This is a genomic window from Kitasatospora sp. NPDC051705, from assembly GCF_044453265.1.
Taxonomy (GTDB): Bacteria; Actinomycetota; Actinomycetes; order Streptomycetales; family Streptomycetaceae; genus Kitasatospora.
Genome location: NZ_JBITCO010000016.1, coordinates 22,833 through 47,047 on the forward strand (window position 1 = coordinate 22,833; position 24,215 = coordinate 47,047).

A 24,215-nucleotide genomic window follows, 5' to 3' on the forward strand; every position below is an offset into this window, starting at 1 on the left:
GTCCGACTTTTCGTGCGCCGGCTTCCAGCTCCCACGCCCCGCGCCGCCGCGGCATCTGTAGACCGGTCGCCATATTCATGCCGAGCGCGGGGGGTGCCCGTTTCGGGCTCGGGTGTCCTTGGTGTGGGTCGTCGCGCAGGAAGTCGGAGGGGTCGACTTCTGGCGTGCCAGGCATCTGTTCGTGTCCGCGATGGAATCTGTAGACCGGGCGACATATTTTTCCCCGCGGAGCTGCCGCCGTGGCGTCAGGGGGCCCCGTGTGCGGTCAGTTGCGCAGGAGGATGGTGGTGACGGCGGTGGCCTGGGTGAGGGCGGCGGGGTGGTGGTGGCCGGGGAGGCCGATGGCGAGGGGGACGGAGAGGCCGTCGAGGAGGGCGCGGATCTGGGTGGCGCGGTCGGCGGTGGGGCCGGGCGTGAAGTGGCCGGTGGCGGCGCCGTCCTCGATGAGGGCGACCAGGTCGGCCTGCCAGGGCGCCTCGATCTCCTGCTGCCCCTGGCGGATCTCGGCACTGGCGGGCGAGCGCCCCCACACCTCGACCCAGAGGATCCACCGCGGATCCCCCGGCCCTTCGGGCAGGTAGAGCCGCAGGTAGGCGTCGAGCCGCTGCCAGGGGTCGCGGGTGCGGTCCGCGAGGGCGTCGCGGCGGCGGGTGCCGAGCTGGTCCTCGCTCCAGCGGAGCGTCTCCAGCAGCAGCTGGTCCTTGCTGCCGAAGTAGTAGAGCAGGTGTCCGGCGCTCATCTGGAGCTGCTTGCCGAGCCCGGCCATGGTGAGTTTGGCGAGCCCGTGTTCGGCGATCGCGGCCCTGGCGGTGGCGAAGACCTCCTCGCGGGGGCGTGCCGGCCGGCGCGGGCGGGGGTCCGCCATGTGAGTCGCTCTCCCTAGGTGGGACGGGTCGCTGGGAAGTGTCGCTGGGAAGCGCCGGGAAGTGTCGCGGGGACGGGGCGCTGGGACGGGCCGGTGCGCCACCGGAGCGGGCCGCGGGGGCCGCGCTCCGGTGGCGCCCAGCCGGCCGGAGCCGTGCGTCAGAGGGCCTTCGGCTGCTGCTGGGTGATGCAGTGGATGCCGCCGCCGTTGGCGAAGATCCCGCGGGCGTCGACGAGTTCGACGGTGCGCCCCGGGTAGGCGCGGCCGAGGACGGCCGCGGCCTCCTGGTCGCGCGGGTCGTCGAAGGCGCAGAGGACGACCGCGCCGTTGGCCACGTAGTGGTTGATGTAGGAGTAGTCGACCGGCTCGCCGTCCTCGTCCAGCAGGACGGTGGGGGCGGCGAGTTCGATGACCTCCAGGGGGCGGCCCTGGGCGTCGGTGGAGTCGCGCAGGATGGCGACGAGTTCCTGGCAGACCTGGTGGTCCGGGTGCGCCGGGTCGGGCTGGACGTGGGCGACGACGACGCCGGGGCGCACGAAGGAGGCGACGATGTCGATGTGTCCGCGGGTGCCGAACTCGTCGTAGTCGCGGGTGAGCCCGCGCGGCAGCCAGATGGCCTTGGTGGTGCCGAGGAAGGCGTGCAGCTCGGCCTCGACCTCCTCCTTGGTCCAGTCGGAGTTGCGGCCCTCGCCGAGCTGGACGGTCTCGGTGACGAGCACGGTGCCCTCGCCGTCGACGTGGATGCCGCCGCCCTCGTTGATGAGGCGGGAGGCGAAGCGCTGGACCCCGGTGAGTTCGCTGATGTGCTCGGCGATGTGCTGGTCGTCGTCCCAGCGCGCCCAGGACTGCGCGCCCCAGCCGTTGAAGATCCAGTCGGCGGCGGCCAGCGAGCCCTTGCCGTCGATCAGGAAGGACGGGCCGATGTCGCGCATCCAGGCGTCGTCCAGCGGGCGTTCGACGATCTCGACCTGCTCGGAGACGTACTTGCGGGCCTCGGCGCTCTCGCCGGTGTTGACGATCAGCGTGACCGGCTCGTACCGGACGATGGTGTTGGCGACGGCGGCCCAGGCCTCGCGGCCCGCGTGCAGGTTCTCGGGGGTGTCGAAGGTGGGGTTGGTGGTGGGGAAGGCCATCCAGGTGCGGTCGTGCGGGTGCCACTCGGCGGGCATCCGGTAGCCGAGGGAGGCGGGGGTGGGCGTGGTCATCTGGCGTTCCTTCAGGGGAGGGTGGGGGCGGGTCAGAGGAAGTAGAGGCGGCTGAGCGACACGCTGTCGGCGGGTTCGGAGCGCAGCGGCGCGCCGTCCAGCGAGACCAGTCCGGTCTCGGTGACCTCGACGTGGCCGGTGCGGGCGTTGCGGACCATGTCGCGCGGGCCGATGCCGCGGGTGCCGCGGACGCCGACGCGGCGGCGGCGGGTGGGCAGTCCGTCGGCGGGGCGGTCGAGGTAGGCGCCGTCGGCGGCGGCCTGGGCGACGAAGGCGACCGAGATGTCGGCGGCGGTGGCGCCGTGGGCGCCGAACTGCGGCCCGAGGACGAGGGGTTCGCAGCGGTCGGTGGAGGCGTTGGGGTCGCCGACGACGCCGTAGGCGGGGAAGCCGGCCTTGAGGACGAGCTGCGGTTTGGCGCCGAAGTGGTCGGGGCGCCAGAGCACGATGTCGGCGAGCTTGCCGACCTCGATCGAGCCGACCTCGTGGGCGAGTCCGTGGGCGATGGCGGGGTTGATGGTGAGCTTGGCGATGTAGCGCAGGACGCGCTCGTTGTCGTCGCCGCTCTCGACGGTGCCGTAGCCGCCGTCGAGGGCGCCGAGTTCGGCCTTCATCTTGCCGGCCATGGCGAAGGTGCGGCGGACGGTCTCGCCGGCGCGGCCCATGCCCTGGGCGTCGGAGGAGGTGATGCCGATGACCCCGAGGTCGTGGAGCACGTCCTCGGCGCCCATGGTGCCGGCGCGGATGCGGTCGCGGGCCATGGCGGCGTCGCCGGGCAGGTCGACCTTGAGGTCGTGCGCGGAGACGATCATGCCGAAGTGCTCGCCGAGCGCGTCCCGGCCGAAGGGCAGGGTGGGGTTGGTGGAGGAGCCGATGACGTTGGGGACGCCGGCCATCTTGAGGACGTTGGGGACGTGTCCGCCGCCGCAGCCCTCGATGTGGAAGGCGTGGATGGTCCGGCCCTCCAGCACCTTGAGGGTGTCCTCGACGGAGAGGCACTCGTTCAGACCGTCGGTGTGCAGGGCGACCTGCACGTCGTACTCCTCGGCGACGCGCAGCGCGGTGTCCAGGGCGCGGGTGTGGGCGCCCATGTCCTCGTGCACCTTGAAGCCGGAGGCGCCGCCCTCGGCGAGGGCCTCGACGAGCGGCGCGGCGTCGGAGGAGGAGCCGCGGCCGAGGAAGCCGATGTTGACCGGCCAGGCGTCGAAGGCGTTGAAGGCGTGCCGCAGCGCCCAGGGGGAGTTGACGCCGACGCCCCAGACGGGGCCGAACTCCTGGCCGATGATGGTGGTGACGCCGGAGGCCAGCGAGGCCTCCATGATGCGCGGCGACAGCAGGTGGACGTGGGTGTCGATGGCGCCGGCGGTGGCGATCATGCCCTCGCCGGAGACGATCGTCGTGCCGGTGCCGACGACGACGTCCACGCCGTCGAGGGTGTCGGGGTTGCCGGCCCGGCCGATCGAGGCGATCCGGCCGCCGATCAGGCCGATCGAGGTCTTGCGGACGCCCTGGACGGCGTCGATCACCAGGACGTTGCTGATCACCACGTCGCAGGTGTCGCGGACGGCGGCGGCCTTGAGGTGCAGGCCGTCCCGGGCGGTCTTGCCGAAGCCGGCCAGGAACTCCTCGCCGGGCGCCTGGGAGTCGGACTCGACGCGGACGATGAGGCCGCTGTCGCCGAGCCGGATGCGGTCGCCGGCGCGCGGGCCGTGCACCGCGATGTAGTCGTGGGGGGTGATCGCGGTCACGACGGCACCTCCGAGTCGTCGAAGCCGGTCAGGTAGCCGGTGGCGCGGGCCTTGGCCAGGGCGGCCTCCTTGGCGCCGGGCGCGTCGAGCGGGCCGTCGACCAGGCCGGCGAAGCCGATGGCGACGCGGTCGCCGCCGATCGGGACGAGGCCGACCTCGACGGTGGCGCCGGGGTCGAAGCGCACCGAGGAGCCGGCCGGGACGGCCAGGTGGGTGCCGTAGGCGGCGGCGCGGTCGAAGGCGAGGCGCGGGTTGGCCTCGAAGAAGTGGAAGTGCGAGGTGACGGAGATCGGCACCCCGGAGGTGTTGTGGACGGGGAGCACCACCGTCTCCTCGACCGGGTCGTAGCCGGCGCCGTCGCCGATCAGCGCGCCGCCGGGGGCCTCGTCGCCGAGGGAGCCGGCGCCCTTGAAGGGGTCGTTGACCACGGCCAGCCGGGTGCCGTCGTCGAAGACGGCCTCGACCTGGACGACGGTGACGACGTCGGGCACGCCGGGCAGCACGTCGGCGGCGGTGAGCACGCTGCGGCCGGCCTCGATGGCCTCGGCCAGGCGCCGGCCGTCGCGGGCGGCCTCGCAGACGGTGTCGGCGATCAGGGCGGTGGCCTCGGGGACGTTGAGGCGTACGCCGCGGGCTCGGCGGGCGCGGGCCAGCTCGGCTGCTGTGAAGATCAGCAGCCGGTCCCGCTCGGTGGGGGTCAGTCGCACGGTTCCTCGCTCGCGGTCGCCGGGGGGAGGGGGGTCGGCTTCGGAACGATGTTAGAACGTCGTTCAAACATCTCGGGTCATTGAACCCGGAGCACGCCGCCCTGTCCAGCGTTGCTCCTCCGGAGAGGTTCGGCTCGCCGGGCGCGCGGCGGGGGTGAGACCGGGGGCGGCGGGGGTGAGACCGGGGCGGCGGGGTGCGGGCGGGCGCCCGGTCCGCCGCGGGGCCGGGCGCGCGGCGGGGGTGAGACCGGGGGCGCGGGGCGGGGCGCCCGGTCGCAGTGGGCGCCGGGTGTGCGCGGGATCGGGCGGGGGCGGGTTCGAAAACAGCCTCTGCGCTTCGCAAACCCGTCCGGCGCGGGCAGTTGGATCACGTGAACCCTCCCGTGCCCCTTTCACCCCACGTGATCGGACGCACACTGTTGCAAACGCCGTCAGCTGGGCATGAGGATGAGTGGTCAGATCGGAAGGGCCACCCGGCCGGCGGGGGATCCGGAGGCGGGGGCCCGGGTTTCGAGGGCGGGGGCATGTGGTGATGGACGGTCAGTCGCGATTCCCGCGGCAGCGGACGAGTTCCGGCGACGCCTACCGGTCCGGGCCGGCGCGGGGTCCGGCCGCCGGCACCGGGACGACCCTGCCGGGTGCTCCGGCCCCCGGCTGCGCGCTGCACCGCCGGCTCCACCTGACGCTCGACCCGGCCGACCTCGTCGCGGTCGGCTCGGTCCGGCGGCGGCTGCGGACGGCGCTGGACCACTGGGGGGTGCCGGAGCTGTCGGACACCGCCGAGCTGCTCTCCTCCGAGCTGGTGACCAACGCCCTGCTGCACACCGGCAAGGGCGCGGTGTTCGACGCGGTGCTGGGGTCGGACCACCGGCTGCGGATCGAGGTGCAGGACGGCGCGAGCAGACTTCCCGGCCGCCGCCGGGATCCGGACGCCGAGTACGCGACCTCGGGGCGCGGCCTGATGCTGGTGGAGGCGCTCGCGGACGCGTGGGGCGTCCAGCTGCGCGGCGAGGGCAAGGTCACCTGGTTCGAGCTGGCCCTGCCCTGAGTCCGCCCGCCCGCCGCCGGGCCCGCCGGCCCCACCGGCCGCACTCACCGACCCGCCCGGCGGCCACGCCCGTCGGCTCCCGCGCACCCGGCCCACCGCCCCCGTCGGCAACCCGTTCGACGGCGATTCATTCGCCGTCGAAGGAAGCCCTGAACAGAAGGCGGAACGGAAGATTTCCGGCCCGTTGCCATTGCCGCTGGGCCGAACATCGCCCAGGATGGTGGGAATGTGTGTCCACGTGCGGGAAGCAGCGGGGAGACCGAACCTCGACTGAACACCGTCCGTCGACACCGTCCGATCCAGCACCACCCCTCACATCGCCACGCGGCCCGCCCGGACGGTCGGTGCGGTCCGCCACGGCAGCGGCAGGAGCAGCATGCCCACTGAGCCCGAGTCGTCGGGGCCGGCGCTTCCTCCCGGCGCGTCCGCCGTCGAGCACCAGGCCACCACCGCCACCACCGCCCCCGCGGGCCCCACCACGGCCGGCACCGGCCGGGCGAAGCCGCCCGCGCAGGCGGCGCGCCGGCACTCGCTGCGGACGGCGCCCGGGATCGCCGCCGGGCGGCTGGCGCCGGTGCTGTCCGGCGGTCTGCCGCCCTCCTCCGCGGACTCCATGCCGGACTGGCTGGAGCCCGCGATGGCCGCCAACGGCATCGGCTCCTTCGACTGGGACATCCGCCGCGACGTCCTGGAGGGCGACCAGCGGGCCTGCGCGATCATCGGCCTGGACACCATGGACCAGGGCCGCTTCGACCGCACCGCGGGCTCCTTCCTCGCCCTGCTGCACCCCGAGGACGCGCCGGTGGTGCGCCGCCGGGTCGAGCGCGCGGTCGCCGAGCTGGGCCAGTGCGGCGCCTACTACCGCACGGTCGGGCCGAACGGGTCCATGCGGGCGGTGCGCTTCCGCGGCCGGGTGCTCGCGGACGCCTTCGGCCGGGCCTCCCGGATGGTCGGCTTCGTCTGGGACGCCACCGTGGAGCTGCACAAGCGCGACCGGGCCGACCGGATGGCGCTGCTGCGCGAGGAGCGCTCGCGCTTCATCAAGGAGGCGGCGCGCGCCCTCTCCGAGGCGGTCACCGTCCGTGACGTCGCCCGGGTGTTCACCGAGCTCCCGCTGCCCGGACTGCCGCCGGACGGCCTGGTGCTGGCCTCCTTCGAGGCCGGCCGGGCGCGGATCCTCGGCGCCTCCGGCTACCGGGCGGACGCGCTGGCGGTCTGGGACCGCACGGTCCTGCCGGCCGGTCACCCGGCGGCCGAGGCGCTGCGCCACCGCACGCCGGTCTTCATCGCGACCCGCGAGGGCTTCCGGGAGAACTACCCGCAGGTGTGGGAGCCGACCAGCCGCACCGGGCGCGGCGCCTGGGCCTACCTGCCGCTGGTGGCCAGCGGCCGGGCGATCGGCGTCTGCGTGGTCAGCTTCGACGACGAGCGCGAGCTGGACGCGGACGAGCGCACCCTGCTGACCACGCTGGGCGGGCTGGTCGCCCAGTCCCTGGCCCGGGCCCGGCTGCACGACGCGGAGCACGAGCTGGCCGCCGGCCTGCAGCGGGTGATGCTGCCGCGCACCGTGCCGTCCGTGCCGGGGGTGACCACCGCGGTGCGCTACCTGGCGGCCGGCTCGGGCCTGCAGATCGGCGGCGACTGGTACGACGTGGTCCCGCTGCCCGGCGGCCACGTCGGCCTGGTGATCGGGGACGTCCAGGGCCACGACGTGCACGCCGCCGGGATCATGGGCCAGCTGCGGATCGCGCTGCGCGCCTACGCGGCCGAGGGGCACCCGCCGGCCGCCGTGATGGCCCGGGCCTCCCGGTTCCTCGCCGACCTGGACACCGACCACTTCGCGACCTGCACCTACGCCGAGGTCAACGTGGACTACGGCGTGGTCTACGCCGTCCGGGCCGGCCACCTCGACCCGGTGGTGCGCCGCGCCGACGGCACCGCCGCCGTGGTGCCGGTGGCCGGCGGGCTGCCGCTGGGCATCGACCCGGACCAGGAGTACCGGGTCACCCGGTTCAGCCTGGACCCGGGCGAGACGGTGCTGCTCTGCACCGACGGCCTGGTCGAGGCGCGCGGCATGGACCTGGACGAGGGCGTCGCCCGGCTGACCAGGGCGCTCGCCCGGCCGCTGCCGGCGGCCGCCGAGTCGGCCCGCGACCCGCTGGAGGAGCTGGCCGACCGGATCGCCTCGCAGGCCGCCGACTCCAGCGAGCGCGAGGACGACATAGCGCTGCTGCTCCTGCGCTGGGACGGCCCGGCGGGCGGGCTGGCCGCCCAGCAGCTGCGCCGCCGGATCGGCCAGGCCGACCTGGCGCGGATCGCCGAGGTCCGGGCCGAGCTGCGGGACGCGCTGCGCCGCTGGGGCGTCGCCGAGTTCATCGACACCGCCGAGCTGCTCTCCTCCGAGCTGGTCACCAACGCGATCCGGCACACCGACCGCGACGCCATGTTCACCGCCCGGCTCTACCGGGAGCCGGACGCGGACGGCGGCCGGGCCCGGCTGCGGGTGGAGGTGGAGGACGAGTCCGACCTCTGGCCGACCCGCCGGACCCCGGGGGAGCAGGCCTCCTCCGGGCGCGGGCTGATGCTGGTCGAGGCGCTGGCGGACGCGTGGGGCGTGGAGCCGCGCGGGTCCGGCAAGCGGATGTGGTTCGAGCTCAGCGGCACGCCGGCCGCCTGAGCACCCACCGGGCGACCGGGGGCGTCCGGGCACCCACGGCCCGGGCACCCGCGGCCCGCACGCGCCGGACCGCGGGGCAACCCGACCGCACCGGGCCGCACCGCACCCGACCGCGGGGTACCGGCCGCTACCCGAACTGCTGCTCCAGGTCCTTGAGTTTGCGCTCCAGCGAGTCCAGCCGGGGCAGCGTCACGGTGTCCTCGTCGAGCGTCAGGTCGATGGTGCGCCGTTCCGGGCGGGCCGGCAGGCCGGGCTGCACCACCGCGCCCTCGGCGGCCTCGACCGCCGGCGGTCCGGCGGGCTGCTCCGGCTCCGGCCCGCCGGCTATGGCGGGCTCCGAGCCGGACTCCAACTGGCGTGCCCCGCCACCGCGTTGGCGCCAGGCGCTGGTGCTGCGGCTGATCGCCCGGATCTCGGCGCGCTCGCGCCTCCCGGCGAGCCGCCGGCGTTCCTTGTCCAGGGCCCGCTCCCGCTTGTCCTCACGCACCTCGTCCACCGCCTCGTCGAGGCTGCGCACGCCCTCCAGGAGCATCAGCGACCAGGCCGCGTAGGTCTCGCGCGGGGCGCGCAGCCAGCGGACGATGCGGATCTGCGGCAGCGGGCGGGGGACGAGCCCCTGCTCGCGCAGGGCGGCCCGGCGGGTCTGCTTGAGCGCCCGGTCGAACAGGACGGCCGCGGAGAGGGACATGCCGGAGAAGAACTGCGGGGCGCCGGCGTGGCCGAAGCCGCGCGGGGCGTGCACCCAGTTGAACCAGGCGGAGGCTCCGGCGAACAGCCAGACCAGCAGCCGGGAGCCGAGCGCGGCGTCGCCGTGGCTGGCCTCGCGGACGGCGAGCACCGAGCAGAACATCGCAGCGCCGTCCAGGCCGAACGGGACGAGGTACTCCCAGCCGCCGGAGAGGTTGAGGTTCTGGACCCCGAACCCGACCAGTCCGTGGAAGGAGAGGGCGGCGGCGACGGCGGCGCAGCAGAACAGCAGCGTGTACGAGGCGGCGCCGTAGAGGGACTCCTTGCGGCGGCGCCGTTCCTCGGAACGCTCCCAGGAGTCCGCCCCGCCGGCGGGGGCGCCTCCCCTGGTCCGGGCCAGGGCCACCAGGAGTGCGCTGACCAGCAGCCCAACGCCTGCGGTGACGGCCCAGCCGAGCGGTATGTCGGACAATTTCATCGCCGGAACCAGCCTCACTTTCCTGCGTCGCGTTCCTGCGTCGTGATGGCGGGGACCATCATGGCGGATGCTCGGCGGGGGAATGACCGATTCGGTGTCAATGCGCTGAGTAGAGGGATTTCTGACCCCAGTGAATTCGCATTGTCGTATGAATTCGATGCGGATTGTTCCCGGAATTCCAGGCTTTTCGGGTGCGGCGTCGTACGGGTGTGCGTCAACTCCGCGTGACGCGCGGACAGCCGCCGCACATCTCCTCGGGCCGCACGGTGTAGACGAGGCAGCAGCTGGCCCGGGCCCGGTCGGTGTCCGAAGCGCCGGTGCACCCGGCTTCCGCCGCCGCGAAACCGGCGTTCGGAGTGAAGGGGGCCGGAGCCGGAGCGGCGCAGTCCGCCGCGCCGGGCGTGCGCGCCGGTGCCTCCGGGCCCCCGTCGGCGGACGGGGGCCGCAGCAGCGCGGACAGTTCGTCGCGCGCCCGCTCCTGCTCGCCGAGCAGTCCGCCGACGTACCAGAGCCCCTCCACCACCGCGTCGGTGGCCATCGCCCACAGCACCCGCGGACCGCGCCGCACCTCCGGACGGAAGGCGGTCAGCAGTGGGGCGAGGAACGCGCCCAGGGCGCAGCGGAGTTCGCCGGCCAGCGCGGCCTCGTCCGGTACCGGGCGGGCCCGCGGAGCCCCGGCCACCGGGTCGTCCGGGAGGCAGGCGAAGGCGCCCGGACGGACGGTCAGTTCGGCCGAGCCGGCCTCGCGGCGCACCGAGACGTCCGCCGGGGTGAGCAGCGGGACGCGCCGCTCCAGGAACCACGGCACCGTGAAGAGCAGGGAGACCGGCCAGACGAAGCGGTGCAGTGCGAAGCCGGCCGCGACGTCCGGGCGCAGCGGCCGGCCGTAGCGGGCGGAACCCTGCCGGGCGTCGTGGGTGATCAGTTCGCGCAGCGCCTCGGGGCGGGCGGCCAGGTCGGCGGCCGGGATCCAGCCGTCGTCGCGCCGCGGCGGGGCGCAGCGCACCCGCAGGACGGGGGCGAGCACGGCGAGCCGACGGTACGCGGCGGTGCCGGGGGCGGCCGGGTCGGGCACGGGGTCGTGGGCGTGCGCCTCGGTGGTACGGGGGGCGCGCGGCGCGACGCCGGGCCGGGTGCTGCTCGCGGACATGGGCGGGCCCCATCGGGTCGACCGGGGACCGCCCGTGGACCGCCCGGCGCCGCCCGGCCGGGCGGGGTGCCCGTCGGGCCCGGCCGGAGGAGGGCATGGCGGTGCCCGGGGAACGGCAAGGCGACCCGGCCGGGGCACTGCTCGCCCCGGCCAGGTTAGGCTCACCTTAGCTGATTGTTCCCCGGGTCTCGCGGACGATGCGTCCGTCCGGGGGAGCCCCCGGCGCGTGGACGGTGCCCAGCTGGCGTGCGAGCCACACCGGCACCCCGCCCAGCGCGTGCACCAGCCGGGCCGCCTCGGCGCGCAGCCGGGCCGCCTCGGCGGGTTCGGACACCTCCGCGAGCGCCGCGAGCGCCGGCGCGACCCCCACCGTGAACCCGAGTTGCTCGCGCAGCCGCAGCGAGGCGTCGAAGCCCTCGCGGGCGTGGCCGCGGTCCCCGCGGGCCAGCGCCAGCGCGGCCAGGTGGCGCCAGGTGTAGGAGCGCAGCAGCTCGTCCCCCCGCTCGCCGGCGCCGTCGTGCGCGCGCCGGTAGGCGATCCAGGCCGCGCCGCGGTCGCGCAGCAGGTTCTCGGCGACCAGCCCGCGCCGGAAGTCCAGCAGCGGACGGCCCGGGGCATCCGGCGGCAGCAGTGCCGAGGTGCGCCCGAGGGCGGCCTGGGCCTCGTCCAGGCGGTCCCGCGGGCCGAGCACGCTGGCCAGGTACGCCAGGAAGCCGCGGGCGCAGGCGGCGGCCGCGCGCTGCTCGGTGCCGGTCGCCAGGGCTTCGGCCAGGCGCAGCGCCTGTTCCGCCTGGGCCCAGTGCGCGGCGGTGAAGAGGCACTGTTCGATGAGGAGTTCGGCTCGGGCGAGGGCCGCTTCCGGGTCCCGTTCGGCAGCCGGGCGCAGCAGTTCGGCCGCCTCCTGCCAGCACCCCCGTGACCTCAGCCGCCACACGGTGTCGCCCGGTTCCTCCGCTGCCGCCCGCCCCCGTTCGTCCGGGCCGCTCGGGTTCCATCCGTGCTCCGACAACGCCACCTCCTTGTGTGCGCCATCCAGCAGGGCACGGGCCTGCCCCAGCTGCGCTGCCGTCAACTCCCGCCAGCATGGCGACGGCAGCGCGAAGGCCCGCGCTGTGGCGGCAATTCAACACGGGGGTGAGCTTGTGCACCAGATCACGAGCGGAGGTTCTTGCGTCGGCGGAGGAAATGATCTAGAGGGGTTCCGGTCGGGTCAGGACGTCCAGCCGGTCTCCATCAGCGCCTCGGCGGCGCCGTTCGCGGGCTGCGGCACCCCGGCCAGGTCCAGGCTGAACAGGGCGACCAGCAGCTGCTCGCCGCGCACGGTGGCCTGGTGGGAGTAGCCGGCGAGGGTGAACATGGCGGCGGCCATCTCCTCGGCGTGCAGGGTCTGCAGCCACAGGCACTCCACCGACTTCACGTCGGCCGGCTCGGTCCAGGTGTCCACCTGGGCGACCATCCGGCTGCCCAACAGGGTCACCCCGTCGCGTTCCTGGGCCTCCGTCAGCTCCAGGTCGTCGAAGCCGAGCCACTCCAGGTAGCGGGCGGCGGTGAACACCGCGTCCTGCGAGGTGCGCACCGGGTGCGGGCGGAACGGTGCGCGGTGCCGGAACGGCCTGGGCCGGCCGCCGGGGCCGGCGGAGCCGCCGGGCGGGGCGGGCACCGGTGCGCCCATCGGGTGGGCGGGGTGCGGGCGGGAGGTCTGTGGGCCGGGGGCGGCGAGCGGTCCGGCGGTGCCGCCGCCGAGCCGGGTGGTGCGGTCCACGGGGAGCCGTACGGTGGCGCCGCAGTTGCAGGTGAACTCGGGCTGCGGCCACTGGTCGGAGCGGCCGCAGTGCGGGCAGCGCATGCTCAGCCAGGAGTCCTCCCAGGAGCGGAACCGGACCTGCACCGGCACCCCGCCGCGCAGCAGCGGCACCTTCAGGGAGGCGCCGCACGGACAGGGCAGCGAGGGTGGTTCGTACAGGTGCTCCCGGCGGCAGGCGGGGCAGCGGATCGCCCGGGCGCCACCGCCCGCCCCTGGCCCTGGCAGGGCGGGGTCGTGTCCGGTGAAGTCGTCGGGCAGTCCGGCCATCGCGGGCTCCGTCCGTTCGAGTCGGGTGGTGGGACGTTTCCATGCTCCCCGAAACAGCGGGCGCTTGGCGCGGAATGGGGCAATCCTCCGGGATGGATCAGGGGTGTGCGCCCGGTCCGTGCGGGCTCCGGGTGCTTCGGGCACCCGGAGGGGCGGGAGGGGTCAGCCGGCCGCCCAGCGGGCCAGGTCGGCGGGGGTGTCCAGGTCGTCCGGGACGGCGACGTCGGCGCACTCGACCAGGGTGGTGGCCGCCCGGTGCGCGGCCAGCAGCGCGCGGGCCCCGGCGTCGCCGCGGGCGCCCGCGGCCGCCTCCGCGAAGTGCCGGGCGCCGATCAGCACGGGGTGTCCGCGCCGCCCGTCGTAGGCCGCGGCGGCCAGCTCGGCACCGGCCCGGTGCGCGGCCAGCAGGCGGGCCACCGCGGCCGGGGTGACGCCGGGGGTGTCCACCAGCATCACCAGCACCGCCGACGTGCCGGGTGCCAGCGCCGCCAGGCCGGCCCGCAGCGAGGAGCCCATGCCCTCGGCCCAGTCCGGGTTGTCCACCAGCCGGCAGCCCGGCAGGTGCGCCGTCGAACGGACCCGGTGGCCCTCGGCGCCGAGCACCACCGTCACGTCCGGGCAGCCGCCGGCCCGCACCACGGCCACCGCGTGCTCGACCAGGGGCCGGCCCGCGTACCGGACGAGGGCCTTGGGCCGTCCGCCCAGGCGCCGGCCGCCGCCCGCGGCGAGCACCAGCGCGGCGACGGGGCCGGGTGGGGTCTCGGTGGTCTGCATGGGCCCAGCCTGCCCGCCCGGGCGGCCCGCCCGCAGCCGTAGGAAGCCACAGTTGTACGAATGCACAAGGCGAACCCGCAGGTCGGGGACGGTCCCCGGTGGTTCGGCCGCTGGCCCTGCGGCCCGCCAGCCCCTGTACTGGGTCGATGAACACCGCACCGCGCCCGCTGCTGGACCGCTTCGGCAGGGTCCACACCGACCTGCGGGTCTCGCTCACCGACCGCTGCAACCTGCGCTGCACCTACTGCATGCCGGCCGAAGGCCTGAACTGGCTGCCGAAGGCCGAGGTGCTGAGCGACGACGAGGTGCTGCGGCTGGTGCGGATCGCCGTCGGCCGGCTGGGGATCACCTCGGTGCGGCTGACCGGCGGGGAGCCGCTGCTGCGCCGGGGCCTGCCGGCGCTCGTCGGGCGGATCACCGCGCTCGGGCCGGAGGTCTCGCTCACCACCAACGGGATCGGCCTGGCCCGCACGGCGGTGGCGCTGCGCGAGGCGGGGCTGCACCGGGTGAACGTCAGCCTGGACACCCTGAGCCCCGAGCGGTACGCGCGGATCACGCGCCGGGACCGGATCGCGGACGTGTTCGCCGGGCTGGCGGCCGCCCGAGCGGCCGGCCTCGACCCGGTGAAGGTCAACGCGGTGCCGGTGCGCGGCGTGAACGAGGACGAGATCGTCGCGCTGGCCGAGTTCGCCCTCGAGCACGGGTACCGGATGCGGTTCATCGAGTCGATGCCGCTGGACGCCCAGGGCGCCTGGGACCGGGCGACGATGGTCACCGCCGACGAGATCCTGGCCGAACTCGGCACCCGCTTCGACCTGGTGCCGGTCGGCCGGCACGGCAACGCCCCGGCCGAGGAGTGGCGGATCGCCGGCACCGACACCGTCATCGGGGTGATCGCCTCCGTCACCCGCCCCTTCTGCGGCGGCTGCGACCGGGTCCGGCTGACCGCCGACGGCCAGCTGCGCAACTGCCTGTTCGCCACCGAGGAGTCCGACCTGCGGGCCCTGCTGCGCGGCGGCGCCGACGACGACCGGATCGAGGAGGCCTGGCGGGCCACCATCGGGCGCAAGGGTCCCGGGCACGCCATCGACTCCGCAGACTTCGTCCGGCCCGACCGCCCGATGTCCGCGATCGGCGGCTGACGAGCCCCCGCGGAGGACCCGGGGAGAGGACCCGGGGAACACCGCCGCGAACACGCTCGGGGGCGCACCGCCGGCCGGCGGTGCGCCCCCGAGCGCGGGACGGTCAGGAGAGCGGGGCCGTCAGGTCGTAGAAGGTGGTGGAGCCGACCGTCTTCGCGGTGAAGTGGCTCGCCACCCAGCTCTCGATCTGGGCCGTCTCGGACTCCTGCTCCCGGCCGTCGCCCCGGCCGCCCTCGGCGCCGTTGGCACCGCCGGCCCCGAAGCCCCGGGCCGAGCCGCCGCCGATGAACCAGTGCACCTTGCCCTCCTGGACGTATTTCTGGAAGCCGGCCAGGCTGAGCGAGGGATCGGTGCCGTTGAAGCCGCCGAGGGCCATCACCGGCTTGCCGGTGGCGAGTTGGTAGCTGGCCGCGTTCTGCGAGCCGCTGGTGGCAGCCGCCCAGGTGTAGTGGTCGGCGTTCTCCTCCAGCAGGGAGGCCGCCTCGTCGCTCACCTTGGTGCCGCCGAGCAGCCCGCCCATGCCCCCGGGGCCGCCCGTGCCCCCGGGGCCGGGGAAGCCGCCCGAGCGGTCGCCGCCGTTCTGGCCGCCGTTGAACCCGTTGCCGCCGTTGAAGCCGCCGCCGTTCTGCCCACCGCCGTTGAAGCCGCCGGTGCCCCCGCCGGACCTGCCGGTGCCGTTCGCGCCGCCGCTGCCGCGCTCCCGGTGACCGCCGTCGCCGCCGTTCGGGAAACCGCCCGAGCCGTTGCCGTTGCCCGAGCCGTTGCCCGAACCGCCGCCCGGGAAGCCGCCGTTGCCGCCCTGGGCACCGCCGTTGACGCCGCCGCCCGGGAACCCGCCGCCGTTCTGGCCGCCGCCGGTGAACCCGCCGGCACCGCCCTGCGGCGGGACGCCGTTGACGCCGCCGCCGTTCTGCCCGCCCGGCAGGAACATCCGGCCGTTGCCGGCGAAGCCCTTGCCGCCGCGGCCGCCGCCGCCCGGCCCGAAGGCGCCCTGCACGGCCGGTCCGGCCGTCACGATGGAGCCGGTGTGCGGCGTGCCGACGGTGTCCACCGCGTAGGCCGCCGGACCGCCGAGCGCCGCCGCCAGGCCCACCAGGCCCGACACGGAGGCGATCCGCGCCCCCCGCCGGCCGTCGACCCGGCCCGCGAACTGCCCGGCCACCAGCGCGACCGCCGCGGCCAGGCCGCCGACCAGCACCGCCCAGCGCAGCCACGGCAGGAAGTCCCCGCTGCGCCCGAGCAGGACGAACGCCCAGACCGCCGTCACCGCGAGGGTGCCGGCCAGCACCAGCGCCCACGGCAACCGGTGCCGCGCCCGCCACAGCCCGTCCACGCCCATGCCGACCAGCGCCGCGACGGCCGGGGCCAGCGCCACCGTGTAGTACTGGTGGAAGATGCCGGACATGAAGCTGAACACCAGCGCGGTGGAGAGCAGCGCCCCGCCCCAGACCAGGAACGCCGCGCGCGCGGTGTCCGTCCGGCCGTAGCGGCGGGTCGCCCAGAGGCCGGCGACCAGCAGGATCAGTGCGGCCGGCAGCAGCCAGGCGATCTGCCCGCCGATGTCGCCGTCGAACAGCCGGGTGATGCCGGTCTCGCCCCAGCCGCGGCCGCCGCGCATCGCGCCGGTCGGTGCCTCGATGCCGGCCGGGAGCCGGCCGCCGCCGCCGACGCTGCCGGTCTCGTCGCCGTTGATCCGGCCGAGGCCGTTGTAGCCGAAGGTGAGGGAGAGGAAGCTGTTGTCCTGCGAGCCGCCGATGTACGGGCGGGCGGAGGCCGGCAGCAGTTCGACGACGGCCACCCACCAGCCGCCGGCGACCACCATCGCGGCGCCGGCCAGCAGCAGCTGGCGCACCCGGCGCCACAGGCCGGTCGGCGCGACCACCAGGTAGACCAGCGCGAAGGCGGGCAGCACCAGGAAGGCCTGCAGGGTCTTGGTGAGGAAGGCCAGGCCGAACATCACCCCGGTGAACAGCAGCCACCGGGTGCCGGCCGCCTCGATCGCCCGCACCAGCCCGTAGCCGGCCAGAGTGAGCAGCAGGGCCAGCAGCGCGTCCGGGTTGTTGAAGCGGAACATCAGCGCCGCCACCGGGGTGAGCGCCAGCGCGGCCCCGGCGAGCAGACCGCCGAGCGGGGAGAAGCGTCTGCGCACCGTCGCGTACAGCACGCCGACGGTGGCGGCGCCCATCAGCGCCTGCGGGGCCAGGACGGACCAGGAGGAGAGCCCGAAGATCCGCGCCGACAGGGCCATCGGCCACAGCGACAGCGGCGGCTTGTCGACGGTGATGAAGTTGCCGGCGTCGGAGGAGCCGAAGAACAGGGCCTTCCAGCTCTGGCTGCCGGCCTGGACGGCGGCCGAGTAGAAGGCGTTGGCCCAGCCCGAGGCGCTCAGGCCCCAGAGGTAGAGGACGGCGGTGGCGGCCAGCAGTGCCAGCAGGGCCGGGCGCACCCAGCGCGGGTCGTCCGCCCGCCCGCGCCAGGTGCGGGCGGGCAGGGTGCGCAGCCGGCCGGACCAGGAGGCGACGCCCTTGGGACCGGTGGGCGGCAGGGGTTGCTCGGGGAAGAGCGGTGCCGGGTCCGGCTGGGCGGGGTCCGGCTGCGGCACCTCCGGCGGCGGGAAGTTCGCGGCCTCGGGCCACGGGTCCCCGGCCGGAGTGGAGTAGCTGGTCGTGGTCATGCGCCATACGCTGCGTGGCGCGGCTGAGAGGAGCGTGAGACGCGGCTGTGAGGTGGGTGTGATCTCGGGACCGCGCCCCGTCGGGCCCTGCCGGAGCCCTGCCGGCCCCCTGTCGGGTCCGGGCTTCGGCTACGCCGCGGGCGGCATCGAGAGGTGCTTGCCCAGCCACTCCAGGGCCGGGGGGATCTCCCGGGTCCAGGTGTGGAAGTTGTGGCCGGCGGTGTCCAGGGTGATGGTGGACATCTTGGTCGGGGCCTTGAAGGCGCCGACCATGGCCTGGGTCTCGCCGAAGTTGTTCTCGTCGTTGGCGGTGGTCAGCAGCAGGGAGACCGGGGCCGGCGGCTGGTTCTTCAGCCGCCACAGCAGGTCGTTCTCCTGCTTCAGCCGGTCGCTGCCGCCGAAGAGGTCGCCGGTGGTCTCGTCGTGGGCCGCGCTGTAGTAGCCGGAGAGCGCGACCGCCGCGCGGTAGGAGTCGGGCTTGCGCAGCGCGAACTTGAGGGCGCAGTAGCCGCCGGTGGAGTTCCCGATCACGGCGCGGTTCGCCGGGTCGGTGCCGATCCGGTAGGAGGTGGCGAGGGCCTTGGGCAGGTCGCTGGTGAAGAAGGTCTCCACCTGCGGGCCGTTCGGGACGTCGACGCACTCGGTGTCCCGGTTGCCGACGAGCGTGGGGCGGGTCATCACCAGGATGGTCGGCGGCAGCTTCTTCTGCTCGATCGCGGAGAGGGTGGACGCCGGGTACTGCATCAGCGAGATCAGCTTCTCCGGGGTGCCGGGGTAGCCGGTGAGCACCAGGGCCATCGGGAAGCGCTGCTTGGCGTAGTCCGGCTGGAAGTACTGCGGGGGCAGGTAGACGTAGGCCTCGCTGCTCAGGCCGCTGCCCGCTCCTTTGACGTCGACCTTCTGGATCAGCCCGGAGCGGTCGGGCTCCGAGCCCTGGGCGGAGTAGAACTTCTGCTCGCCGGTGACGGACACCCCGGAGGCGTTGGGCGAGTGGTCGACCACCGTGCCCAGGCCGCCGCTGGTGCCGAGCAGGTCGGTCCAGGAGCTGTAGAAGCCGAAGTAGCCGTTGGCGATCAGGCCCATCGCGACCAGCACGGAGACCTGGGCGGCGAGGAAGGCGCCGATCCGGCCCGCCCAGGACTTCCAGCCCTTCCCGCCGAACCGCGGCCAGAGCCACATGGTGGCGGCGAAGACGAGGATCGCGATGACCGAGGCGGCGATCTGGAGCGGGAGGCCGGTGAGACTGAGCACGGGCCGATCGTAGTTGACCTCCGTCGGCGCCCCCGTACGCCCCCTGACGTAGCCCTTCCGCCGGAAACCGCGAATCCGGTTGACCGGCCTGGGCGGGGTCGGCACCATGGCGGCGGGGTCGTGCACGCAGTGTGTACGAGACGTCACCGGGGCGGGGTTCCATGGAGTCCATCAGCAAGACAGGTCTGGCCGTCGGTACCGCGCTGCTGCTCGCCGCGTGCGCCGCGTGCTCCGGGGGCGGTGGTGGTGGCGGGGCGGCCGCGGGGCCGTCGACGGCGACGGTCACCGCGGTGCCGGTGCAGGCCGAGACCCCGACACCGCTCCCCACCCCGACCAGGCCGCCGTACGGCCCGGTGCTCGCCAAGGGCATCGACCCGCTCGCCAAGGCGCTGGGCCAGGTGTCCACGGCGAAGACCCTGGGCGAGTTCGACACGTTGCTCGGCACGATCGGCAGCGCCGCGACGACCGCGGGCAGTGACCTGCGCTGGGCGAGCGAGCCGCCGGAGGCCGCCACGGCGCGGGCCGAGCTGGTGGCCTCGCTGACCAAGCTCTCCTCCGACGCGGCCGGGGTCCGCAAGGACATCAAGAACAAGGGGGTCTGCGCGCTGGGTTCGGCCCAGGCCGAGCTCGGTGCCTCCGAGGGCCTGGCGGGGGTGGGTTCGGCCCTGGCGAAGATGGCGGCGCTGGGCTTTCAGACGACCTTCGCGGCGCCGCAGACGCCGAAGCAGCAGTCCCGCTCGCTGGACAACGGCACCCTGGTCCGGGAGGGGAGGCTGCGCGGCGAGGGCGTGTTCAAGGTCGACAACGGCGGCAAGTCGGACGCGGTGGTCTCGCTCGCGCTGAACGGCAAGTCGGTGCACTCGGTGTACGTGGCCAAGGGGGCGAAGGCCAGCATCGAGGGCGTCGAGGACGGCACCTACGAGGTGTTCTTCTCCGGCGGCGTGGACTGGGACTCCGACGCGAAGGCCTTCACGCAGAGCTGCCGCTTCACCAAGTTCCAGGACACGCTGGCGTTCGAGACCGGCCGCACCGCGACGTCCTGGTCGATCACCCTCCAGCCGACGGCGGGCGGCAACGCGAAGACCGACAGCGTGGACGCGGACTCCTTCCCGCAGCCGTAGCCGTAGCCGTAGCCGTGGGCGTGGGCGCCGGGGTGCTGGGTGTCCTGGCCTTCGGACGGATTCTCCCGACTCGTCTTCGTCGCAGGCGTTCTGACCTACCGTCGGTACCTTCTGGCACCTCCTGGCACCCGTGGTGCCCGGGGGTGCCGTCGGTTGCGCGCGTAACGGGCATACCGGGGCGGATGGCCCCCGCCCGGTGGCACGACCGCCGATCGGCGGTGGCGAGTTCGGTCAGGACGGTTGACCGCTTGAAGTGACCATGGCACTTTCGTGCGGCGCGGGCCTCGGCGACCAGTCGTACACCCCGCGATCCCCCACAAGGAGAGCCATGCTGAAGAGAGTTGTCGCGATGGCGGGTGTGAGCGCCGTCGTCGCGGGCGGGCTGACCCTCGCCGCCGCCCCCGCGCACGCGGTCCAGGCCAGCGACCTGACCTCCACCATCGCCCTGAGCAACTGCTCGGCGTCGCTGGTGCGTTACCCGAGCTCCGTGTCCGCCGACCGGGCGCTCATGCTCACCAACGGCCACTGCCTGCCGACCATGCCCACCGCGGGCCAGGTCATCCAGAACGCCAGCGCGAGCCGCAGCGGCACCCTGCTCAACGGCGCCGGCAACACCCTCGGCACCGTCCAGGCCGACAAGGTGCTCTACGCGACGATGACCGGCACCGACGTCGCGCTCTACCAGCTCACCGACACCTACGCCTCGATCAGCTCCAAGTACGGCGCCACCGCGCTGACCATCAACGACAGCCACCCGGTCGACGGCTCCGCCATGTACATACCCTCCTCGTACTGGAAGCAGGTGTGGAACTGCTCCGTCAACGGGTTCGTGCCCACCCTGCGCGAGGACCAGTGGACCTGGCACGACTCGCTGCGCTACAGCTCCGGCTGCAACACCACGCACGGCACCTCCGGCTCGCCGATCGTCGACTCCGCCAGCGGGCGGATCGTCGGCATCAACAACACCGGCAACGACAACGGCGAGATGTGCACCCTCGACAACCCCTGCGAGGTCGCCGCCGACGGCACCACCAAGGCGTTCAAGGGCCAGAGCTACGGTGAGGAGACCTACTGGTTCACCACCTGCCTCGGCGCCAACCGGGCCATCGACCTCAACGTCGCCGGCTGCCTGCTCACCAAGCCCGCCGGCAGCGCCGTCTCCGTGAGCAACCCGGGCAACCAGTCCACCGCGCTCAACGGCTCGGTCAGCCTGCAGATCAACGCCTCCGGCGGCACCGCCCCGCTGTCGTACGGCGCGACCGGCCTCCCGGCCGGCCTGTCGATCAACGCCTCCACCGGGCTGATCAGCGGCACCGCCACCGCCGCCGGCACCTCCAACGTGACCGTCACGGTCACGGACTCCGCCGGCAAGACCGCCACCGCAGGCTTCACCTGGACCGTCACCGGCGGTGGCGGCGGCACCTGCACCCCGGCCCAGCTGCTCGGCAACGCCGGCTTCGAGACCGGCAGCGCCTCCCCGTGGACGACCAGCTCCGGCGTCGTCGACAACAGCTCCTCGCAGGCGGCCCACGGCGGCTCCTGGAAGGCCTGGCTGAACGGCTACGGCTCCAGCCACACCGACTCCCTCGCGCAGACCGTCACCATCCCGGCCGGCTGCAAGGCGACGCTGAGCTTCTGGCTGCACATCGACACCGCCGAGACCGGCTCCACCGCCTACGACAAGCTGACCCTCTCGGCCAACGGCACCACGCTGAAGACCTACAGCAACGTGGACGCCGCGGCCGGCTACCAGCAGCGCACCTTCGACCTCTCGTCCTACGCGGGCCAGAGCGTCACCCTGAAGTTCAACGGCGTCGAGGACTCCTCGCTGCAGACGAGCTTCGTGATCGACGACACCTCCGTCCAGACCGGCTGAGGCCCGTCCGGTTCGAGCGCCCGGCCCGCGGAGTCCACGGACCCCGCGGGCCGGGCCCGGCATCGACGGTGAACTCCCCCTCCGGGCCCGTGACTTCGGCGAACGGCCGCCGGCCGGCTCCGGGCCGCCCGGTGGCCGGTCCGGACGGATGCCTATCCTGTGGGGATGATCAAGCCGATCGAACTGGTGATATTCGACTGTGACGGCGTCCTCGTGGACAGCGAGGTCATCGCCGTGCGCGTGCTGCTGCGCCTCGGCGCGGAGCTGGGCTGGCCGCTGACCGAGGCCGAGGCGATCGAGCGGTTCGTCGGACGCTCCGAGGCGGCCAACCACACGCTGGTCGCCGACCGGCTCGGGGAGGAGACCGCGCAGGTGTGGGCCAAGCGCTTCGTCGAGCTCCACGCCGAGGCCGTGGACGCCGAACTGACCCCGGTCGACGGTCTGCCCGAGGCGCTGGCCGCGATCACCCTGCCCACCTGCGTGGCCTCCAGCGGCTCGCACGAGAAGATGCGCCACACCCTCGGCCGGACGGGCCTGCACGGGCACTTCGCCGGCCGGATCTTCTCCGCCACCGACGTCGGACGCGGCAAGCCCTGGCCCGACCTCTTCCTGCACGCCGCCCGGTCCATGGGCGTCGACCCGGCCGCGTGCATCGTCGTCGAGGACAGCCGCCCGGGCGTCGAGGCCGCCCGGGCCGCCGGGATGCGCTCGCTCGGCTACGCGGGCGGCGTGACCCCCGCGGAGCGGCTGGCGGGGCCGGACACCGTCGTCTTCGACGACATGCGCCGGCTGCCCGCCCTCATCGCCGCCGGGGCCGTCCAGCCCGCCTAGGGTCTGCCTTCAAACCCGCGTCTGCGGGGCGGCGCAGGGCCGGACGCGCCGGGCCTGACGCAGGGCCGGACGCGTCGGTCATCGGGCGCCGGGCATCGGTCGTCGGCGGGCAGCGGTCACCGGCGGGCGCCGGTCACCACGGGTGGGTGCCGCCGCCCGGGCGGAAGAACGAGCCCGTCGGGCCGTCACCCGGCCCGCCGACCTGGGCGGCGATCGCCCGCCCGCCCTCCTCCGCGCTCGCCGGGCCGGCCTGGCCGTTCAGATCGGTCGCGCAGTAGCCCGGCTCCAGCGCGTCGACCCTGATCCCGGTGCCGCGCAGCTCGCGGGCGTACACCAGGGTGACGGCGTTGAGCGCGGCCTTCGAGGAGTTGTAGGCGAGCAGGGTCGCGTGCTCCCAGACCGGGTTCTCCGGGCGGGAGAGGAAGCCGGCGAAGCTGGCCAGGCCGCTGGAGACGTTGCCGATCCGGGCCGCCGGCGAGCGGCGCAGCAGGGGGATCATCGCGTTGGTCACGGTGACCACGCCGAACACGTTGGTCTCGTAGGTCGCGCGCAGCGCCTCCAGGGGCAGGGTCTGCGGGGTGTGGCCGTAGTCGAGGGCGGTGCCCGCGTTGTTCACCAGGGTGTCCAGGCGGCCGTGCTCGGCGTCGATCCGGCGGGCCGCCGCGGCGGCCGACTCCGGGTCGGTGACGTCGAGGTGGACGAAACGGGCGTCGAGGCCCTGCGCGGCGAGCTCCGCGGCGGCGGCCGCGCCGCGGCCGGGGTCGCGGGCGCCGATCAGCACGGTGTGCCCGGAGCGGGCGAGTTCGCGGGCGGTGGCGAAGCCGATGCCCTTGTTGGCGCCGGTGACGAGGACGATGCGGTTGTCGGTCATGGCCCCACCCTGACCGGGGGCGGCGACGCCCGGGAGAGCACTGTCGAGGGTGGTACCGGCGGTGCCATGGTGGCGCGTCGGCCGCCCGGCGAGACTGGACGGCGTGGAACACGTGGACCGGGCGGAGCTGGCCGCCTTCCTGCGGCGCTGGCGCGCCCGCATCCAGCCGTCCGACGTCGGCCTGCCCGCGGGCGGGCGCCGGCGCACCCCGGGCCTGCGCCGCCAGGAGGTCGCCCAGCTCGCCGGGATGTCGGTGGAGTACTACATCCGCCTCGAACAGGGCCGGGGGCCGCGCCCGTCGCGCCAGATGATCGGGGCGATCAGCCGGGCGCTGCGGCTGTCCGACGACGAACGCGCCCATCTGCACCACCTGGTGGGCGAGCCGCCGCTGCCGCCGGCCGGCCCGCCGCGGGAGGTGCGGCCCGGGCTGCTGCACCTGCTCGACCGTCTCGACGACACCCCGGCGATGGTCTGCAGCGCCGCCCGGGACGTGCTCGCCTGGAACGCCATGGCGGCCGCGCTGCTCGGCGACTTCTCCGTCCTGCCGCCCGGCGAGCGCAACATGATCTGGCGCTTCTTCACCGACCCGGACACCCGCGCCCGCCACGACCCGGACGGCGCCGCGAAGTTCGCCCTCCGTGCGGTCGCCGACCTGCGGGTCGCCGCCGCCCGCTACCCGGCCGACAGCGAGCTGCGCGGGCTGGTCGACCGCCTGGTGGCCGCGAGCGCGGAGTTCCGCGAGCTCTGGGCGCGTCAGGACGTCGAGGTCCGGCGCTCCACCCGCAAGCGGATCCTCCACCCGGTGGTCGGCCCGCTCGACCTCGACTGCGAGGCGCTGCACGACCCGCACCGCGATCAGTGGGTGATCCTCTACACGGCGGCGCCCGGCACCCCCTCGCACGCGGCGCTGCGGCTGCTCAAGGTGGTGGGCAGTCAGGACCTCTCCGGCAGTCAGGACCTCGCCGGTGGCCGGGACCTCGACGGCCGTCACGGCCTCACCGACCGCACGGACCTCGCCGCGCGGGGGTGAGGGCCGCCG

At 74.6% G+C, this 24,215-nt stretch carries 19 protein-coding genes; 7 read left to right on the forward strand and 12 right to left on the reverse strand.

Annotated features, from left to right (window positions below; all coding sequences use genetic code 11):
* Positions 1-265: 265 nt before the first annotated feature.
* From ACIA8Q_RS20920 to ACIA8Q_RS20935, 4 genes are all read right to left on the reverse strand, one after another.
* On the reverse strand, positions 266-865 hold the full coding sequence (locus tag ACIA8Q_RS20920; protein WP_360212984.1) for a TetR/AcrR family transcriptional regulator: 600 nt from the start codon (positions 863-865) through the stop codon (positions 266-268).
* A 158-nt stretch (positions 866-1,023) separates the two neighbouring features.
* Positions 1,024-2,070 carry an agmatine deiminase family protein gene (locus tag ACIA8Q_RS20925; RefSeq protein WP_360212986.1) on the reverse strand — a complete coding sequence of 349 codons (1,047 nt, stop codon included), beginning with the start codon at positions 2,068-2,070 and terminating at the stop codon, positions 1,024-1,026.
* Positions 2,071-2,102: 32 nt separating this feature from the next.
* On the reverse strand, positions 2,103-3,818 hold the full coding sequence (locus ACIA8Q_RS20930; RefSeq protein ID WP_387904817.1) for an urease subunit alpha: 1,716 nt from the start codon (positions 3,816-3,818) through the stop codon (positions 2,103-2,105).
* Positions 3,815-4,525, reverse strand: coding sequence for an urease subunit gamma (locus ACIA8Q_RS20935; RefSeq protein WP_360212988.1), 711 nt, complete (start codon positions 4,523-4,525; stop codon positions 3,815-3,817). Before ACIA8Q_RS20935 ends, ACIA8Q_RS20930 begins: the two co-directional genes overlap by 4 nt.
* A gap of 532 nt (positions 4,526-5,057) precedes the next feature.
* On the opposite strand from ACIA8Q_RS20935, the gene ACIA8Q_RS20940 reads away from it, so the two are divergent.
* Together ACIA8Q_RS20940 and ACIA8Q_RS20945 are read left to right on the forward strand one after the other, a co-directional pair.
* The gene (locus ACIA8Q_RS20940; RefSeq protein WP_360212990.1) at positions 5,058-5,573 is read left to right on the forward strand and encodes an ATP-binding protein; all 516 of its coding nucleotides are present in this window, start codon (positions 5,058-5,060) and stop codon (positions 5,571-5,573) included.
* Between the two features lie 376 nt (positions 5,574-5,949).
* Positions 5,950-8,250: a SpoIIE family protein phosphatase gene (locus ACIA8Q_RS20945; protein ID WP_360212992.1), complete on the forward strand. Its 2,301-nt coding sequence runs from the start codon at positions 5,950-5,952 to the stop codon at positions 8,248-8,250.
* A gap of 127 nt (positions 8,251-8,377) precedes the next feature.
* Here the strand turns inward: ACIA8Q_RS20945 and ACIA8Q_RS20950 are convergent, their stop codons facing one another.
* The 5 genes from ACIA8Q_RS20950 to ACIA8Q_RS20970 all read right to left on the reverse strand — a co-directional run bounded on the left by ACIA8Q_RS20950 (position 8,378) and on the right by ACIA8Q_RS20970 (position 13,410).
* On the reverse strand, positions 8,378-9,415 hold the full coding sequence (locus ACIA8Q_RS20950) for a DUF2637 domain-containing protein (protein ID WP_360212994.1): 1,038 nt from the start codon (positions 9,413-9,415) through the stop codon (positions 8,378-8,380).
* A gap of 214 nt (positions 9,416-9,629) precedes the next feature.
* Complete coding sequence (locus tag ACIA8Q_RS20955) at positions 9,630-10,565, reverse strand: (2Fe-2S)-binding protein (RefSeq protein ID WP_360212996.1); 936 nt, start codon at positions 10,563-10,565, stop codon at positions 9,630-9,632.
* A 166-nt stretch (positions 10,566-10,731) separates the two neighbouring features.
* Positions 10,732-11,574: a hypothetical protein gene (locus tag ACIA8Q_RS20960; RefSeq protein ID WP_360212998.1), complete on the reverse strand. Its 843-nt coding sequence runs from the start codon at positions 11,572-11,574 to the stop codon at positions 10,732-10,734.
* Between the two features lie 201 nt (positions 11,575-11,775).
* Positions 11,776-12,636 carry a hypothetical protein gene (locus ACIA8Q_RS20965; RefSeq protein WP_360213000.1) on the reverse strand — a complete coding sequence of 287 codons (861 nt, stop codon included), beginning with the start codon at positions 12,634-12,636 and terminating at the stop codon, positions 11,776-11,778.
* A gap of 162 nt (positions 12,637-12,798) precedes the next feature.
* Positions 12,799-13,410, reverse strand: coding sequence for a nucleotidyltransferase family protein (locus tag ACIA8Q_RS20970; protein WP_360213002.1), 612 nt, complete (start codon positions 13,408-13,410; stop codon positions 12,799-12,801).
* A 146-nt stretch (positions 13,411-13,556) separates the two neighbouring features.
* Between ACIA8Q_RS20970 and moaA the strand changes: the two genes are divergently transcribed.
* The gene (moaA, locus tag ACIA8Q_RS20975) at positions 13,557-14,552 is read left to right on the forward strand and encodes a GTP 3',8-cyclase MoaA (RefSeq protein WP_360213004.1); all 996 of its coding nucleotides are present in this window, start codon (positions 13,557-13,559) and stop codon (positions 14,550-14,552) included.
* 103 nt (positions 14,553-14,655) lie between these two features.
* On the opposite strand, the gene ACIA8Q_RS20980 is transcribed toward moaA, so the two are convergent.
* Positions 14,656-17,226 carry a glycosyltransferase family 39 protein gene (locus ACIA8Q_RS20980; RefSeq protein WP_360213006.1) on the reverse strand — a complete coding sequence of 857 codons (2,571 nt, stop codon included), beginning with the start codon at positions 17,224-17,226 and terminating at the stop codon, positions 14,656-14,658.
* A gap of 129 nt (positions 17,227-17,355) precedes the next feature.
* Positions 17,356-18,477: an alpha/beta hydrolase-fold protein gene (locus tag ACIA8Q_RS20985; protein WP_360213008.1), complete on the reverse strand. Its 1,122-nt coding sequence runs from the start codon at positions 18,475-18,477 to the stop codon at positions 17,356-17,358.
* A 161-nt stretch (positions 18,478-18,638) separates the two neighbouring features.
* Here ACIA8Q_RS20985 and ACIA8Q_RS20990 point away from each other — a divergent pair, with 161 nt between their 5' ends.
* From ACIA8Q_RS20990 to ACIA8Q_RS21000, 3 genes are all read left to right on the forward strand, one after another.
* Complete coding sequence (locus tag ACIA8Q_RS20990) at positions 18,639-19,598, forward strand: hypothetical protein (RefSeq protein ID WP_360213010.1); 960 nt, start codon at positions 18,639-18,641, stop codon at positions 19,596-19,598.
* A gap of 328 nt (positions 19,599-19,926) precedes the next feature.
* On the forward strand, positions 19,927-21,474 hold the full coding sequence (locus tag ACIA8Q_RS20995; protein ID WP_387904836.1) for a putative Ig domain-containing protein: 1,548 nt from the start codon (positions 19,927-19,929) through the stop codon (positions 21,472-21,474).
* Between the two features lie 165 nt (positions 21,475-21,639).
* Positions 21,640-22,305: an HAD family hydrolase gene (locus ACIA8Q_RS21000; RefSeq protein WP_360213012.1), complete on the forward strand. Its 666-nt coding sequence runs from the start codon at positions 21,640-21,642 to the stop codon at positions 22,303-22,305.
* Positions 22,306-22,438: 133 nt separating this feature from the next.
* On the opposite strand, the gene ACIA8Q_RS21005 is transcribed toward ACIA8Q_RS21000, so the two are convergent.
* On the reverse strand, positions 22,439-23,176 hold the full coding sequence (locus ACIA8Q_RS21005) for an SDR family NAD(P)-dependent oxidoreductase (protein WP_396317536.1): 738 nt from the start codon (positions 23,174-23,176) through the stop codon (positions 22,439-22,441).
* 112 nt (positions 23,177-23,288) lie between these two features.
* Here ACIA8Q_RS21005 and ACIA8Q_RS21010 point away from each other — a divergent pair, with 112 nt between their 5' ends.
* A complete protein-coding gene (locus ACIA8Q_RS21010) occupies positions 23,289-24,206 on the forward strand; it encodes a helix-turn-helix transcriptional regulator (RefSeq protein ID WP_360213106.1) in 918 nt (305 codons plus the stop codon).
* The last annotated feature ends 9 nt before the right edge of the window (positions 24,207-24,215 follow it).

Coding starts and splice junctions, on each gene's coding strand:
- ACIA8Q_RS20920 (WP_360212984.1), bottom strand. CDS start 865: ATGGCGGACCCCCGCCCGCGCCGGCCGGCACGCCCCCGCGAGGAGGTC.
- ACIA8Q_RS20925 (WP_360212986.1), bottom strand. CDS start 2,070: ATGACCACGCCCACCCCCGCCTCCCTCGGCTACCGGATGCCCGCCGAG.
- ACIA8Q_RS20940 (WP_360212990.1), top strand. CDS start 5,058: ATGGACGGTCAGTCGCGATTCCCGCGGCAGCGGACGAGTTCCGGCGAC.
- ACIA8Q_RS20945 (WP_360212992.1), top strand. CDS start 5,950: ATGCCCACTGAGCCCGAGTCGTCGGGGCCGGCGCTTCCTCCCGGCGCG.
- ACIA8Q_RS20950 (WP_360212994.1), bottom strand. CDS start 9,415: ATGAAATTGTCCGACATACCGCTCGGCTGGGCCGTCACCGCAGGCGTT.
- ACIA8Q_RS20955 (WP_360212996.1), bottom strand. CDS start 10,565: ATGTCCGCGAGCAGCACCCGGCCCGGCGTCGCGCCGCGCGCCCCCCGT.
- ACIA8Q_RS20965 (WP_360213000.1), bottom strand. CDS start 12,636: ATGGCCGGACTGCCCGACGACTTCACCGGACACGACCCCGCCCTGCCA.
- ACIA8Q_RS20970 (WP_360213002.1), bottom strand. CDS start 13,410: ATGCAGACCACCGAGACCCCACCCGGCCCCGTCGCCGCGCTGGTGCTC.
- moaA (WP_360213004.1), top strand. CDS start 13,557: ATGAACACCGCACCGCGCCCGCTGCTGGACCGCTTCGGCAGGGTCCAC.
- ACIA8Q_RS20980 (WP_360213006.1), bottom strand. CDS start 17,226: ATGACCACGACCAGCTACTCCACTCCGGCCGGGGACCCGTGGCCCGAG.
- ACIA8Q_RS20990 (WP_360213010.1), top strand. CDS start 18,639: ATGGAGTCCATCAGCAAGACAGGTCTGGCCGTCGGTACCGCGCTGCTG.
- ACIA8Q_RS20995 (WP_387904836.1), top strand. CDS start 19,927: ATGCTGAAGAGAGTTGTCGCGATGGCGGGTGTGAGCGCCGTCGTCGCG.
- ACIA8Q_RS21000 (WP_360213012.1), top strand. CDS start 21,640: ATGATCAAGCCGATCGAACTGGTGATATTCGACTGTGACGGCGTCCTC.
- ACIA8Q_RS21005 (WP_396317536.1), bottom strand. CDS start 23,176: ATGACCGACAACCGCATCGTCCTCGTCACCGGCGCCAACAAGGGCATC.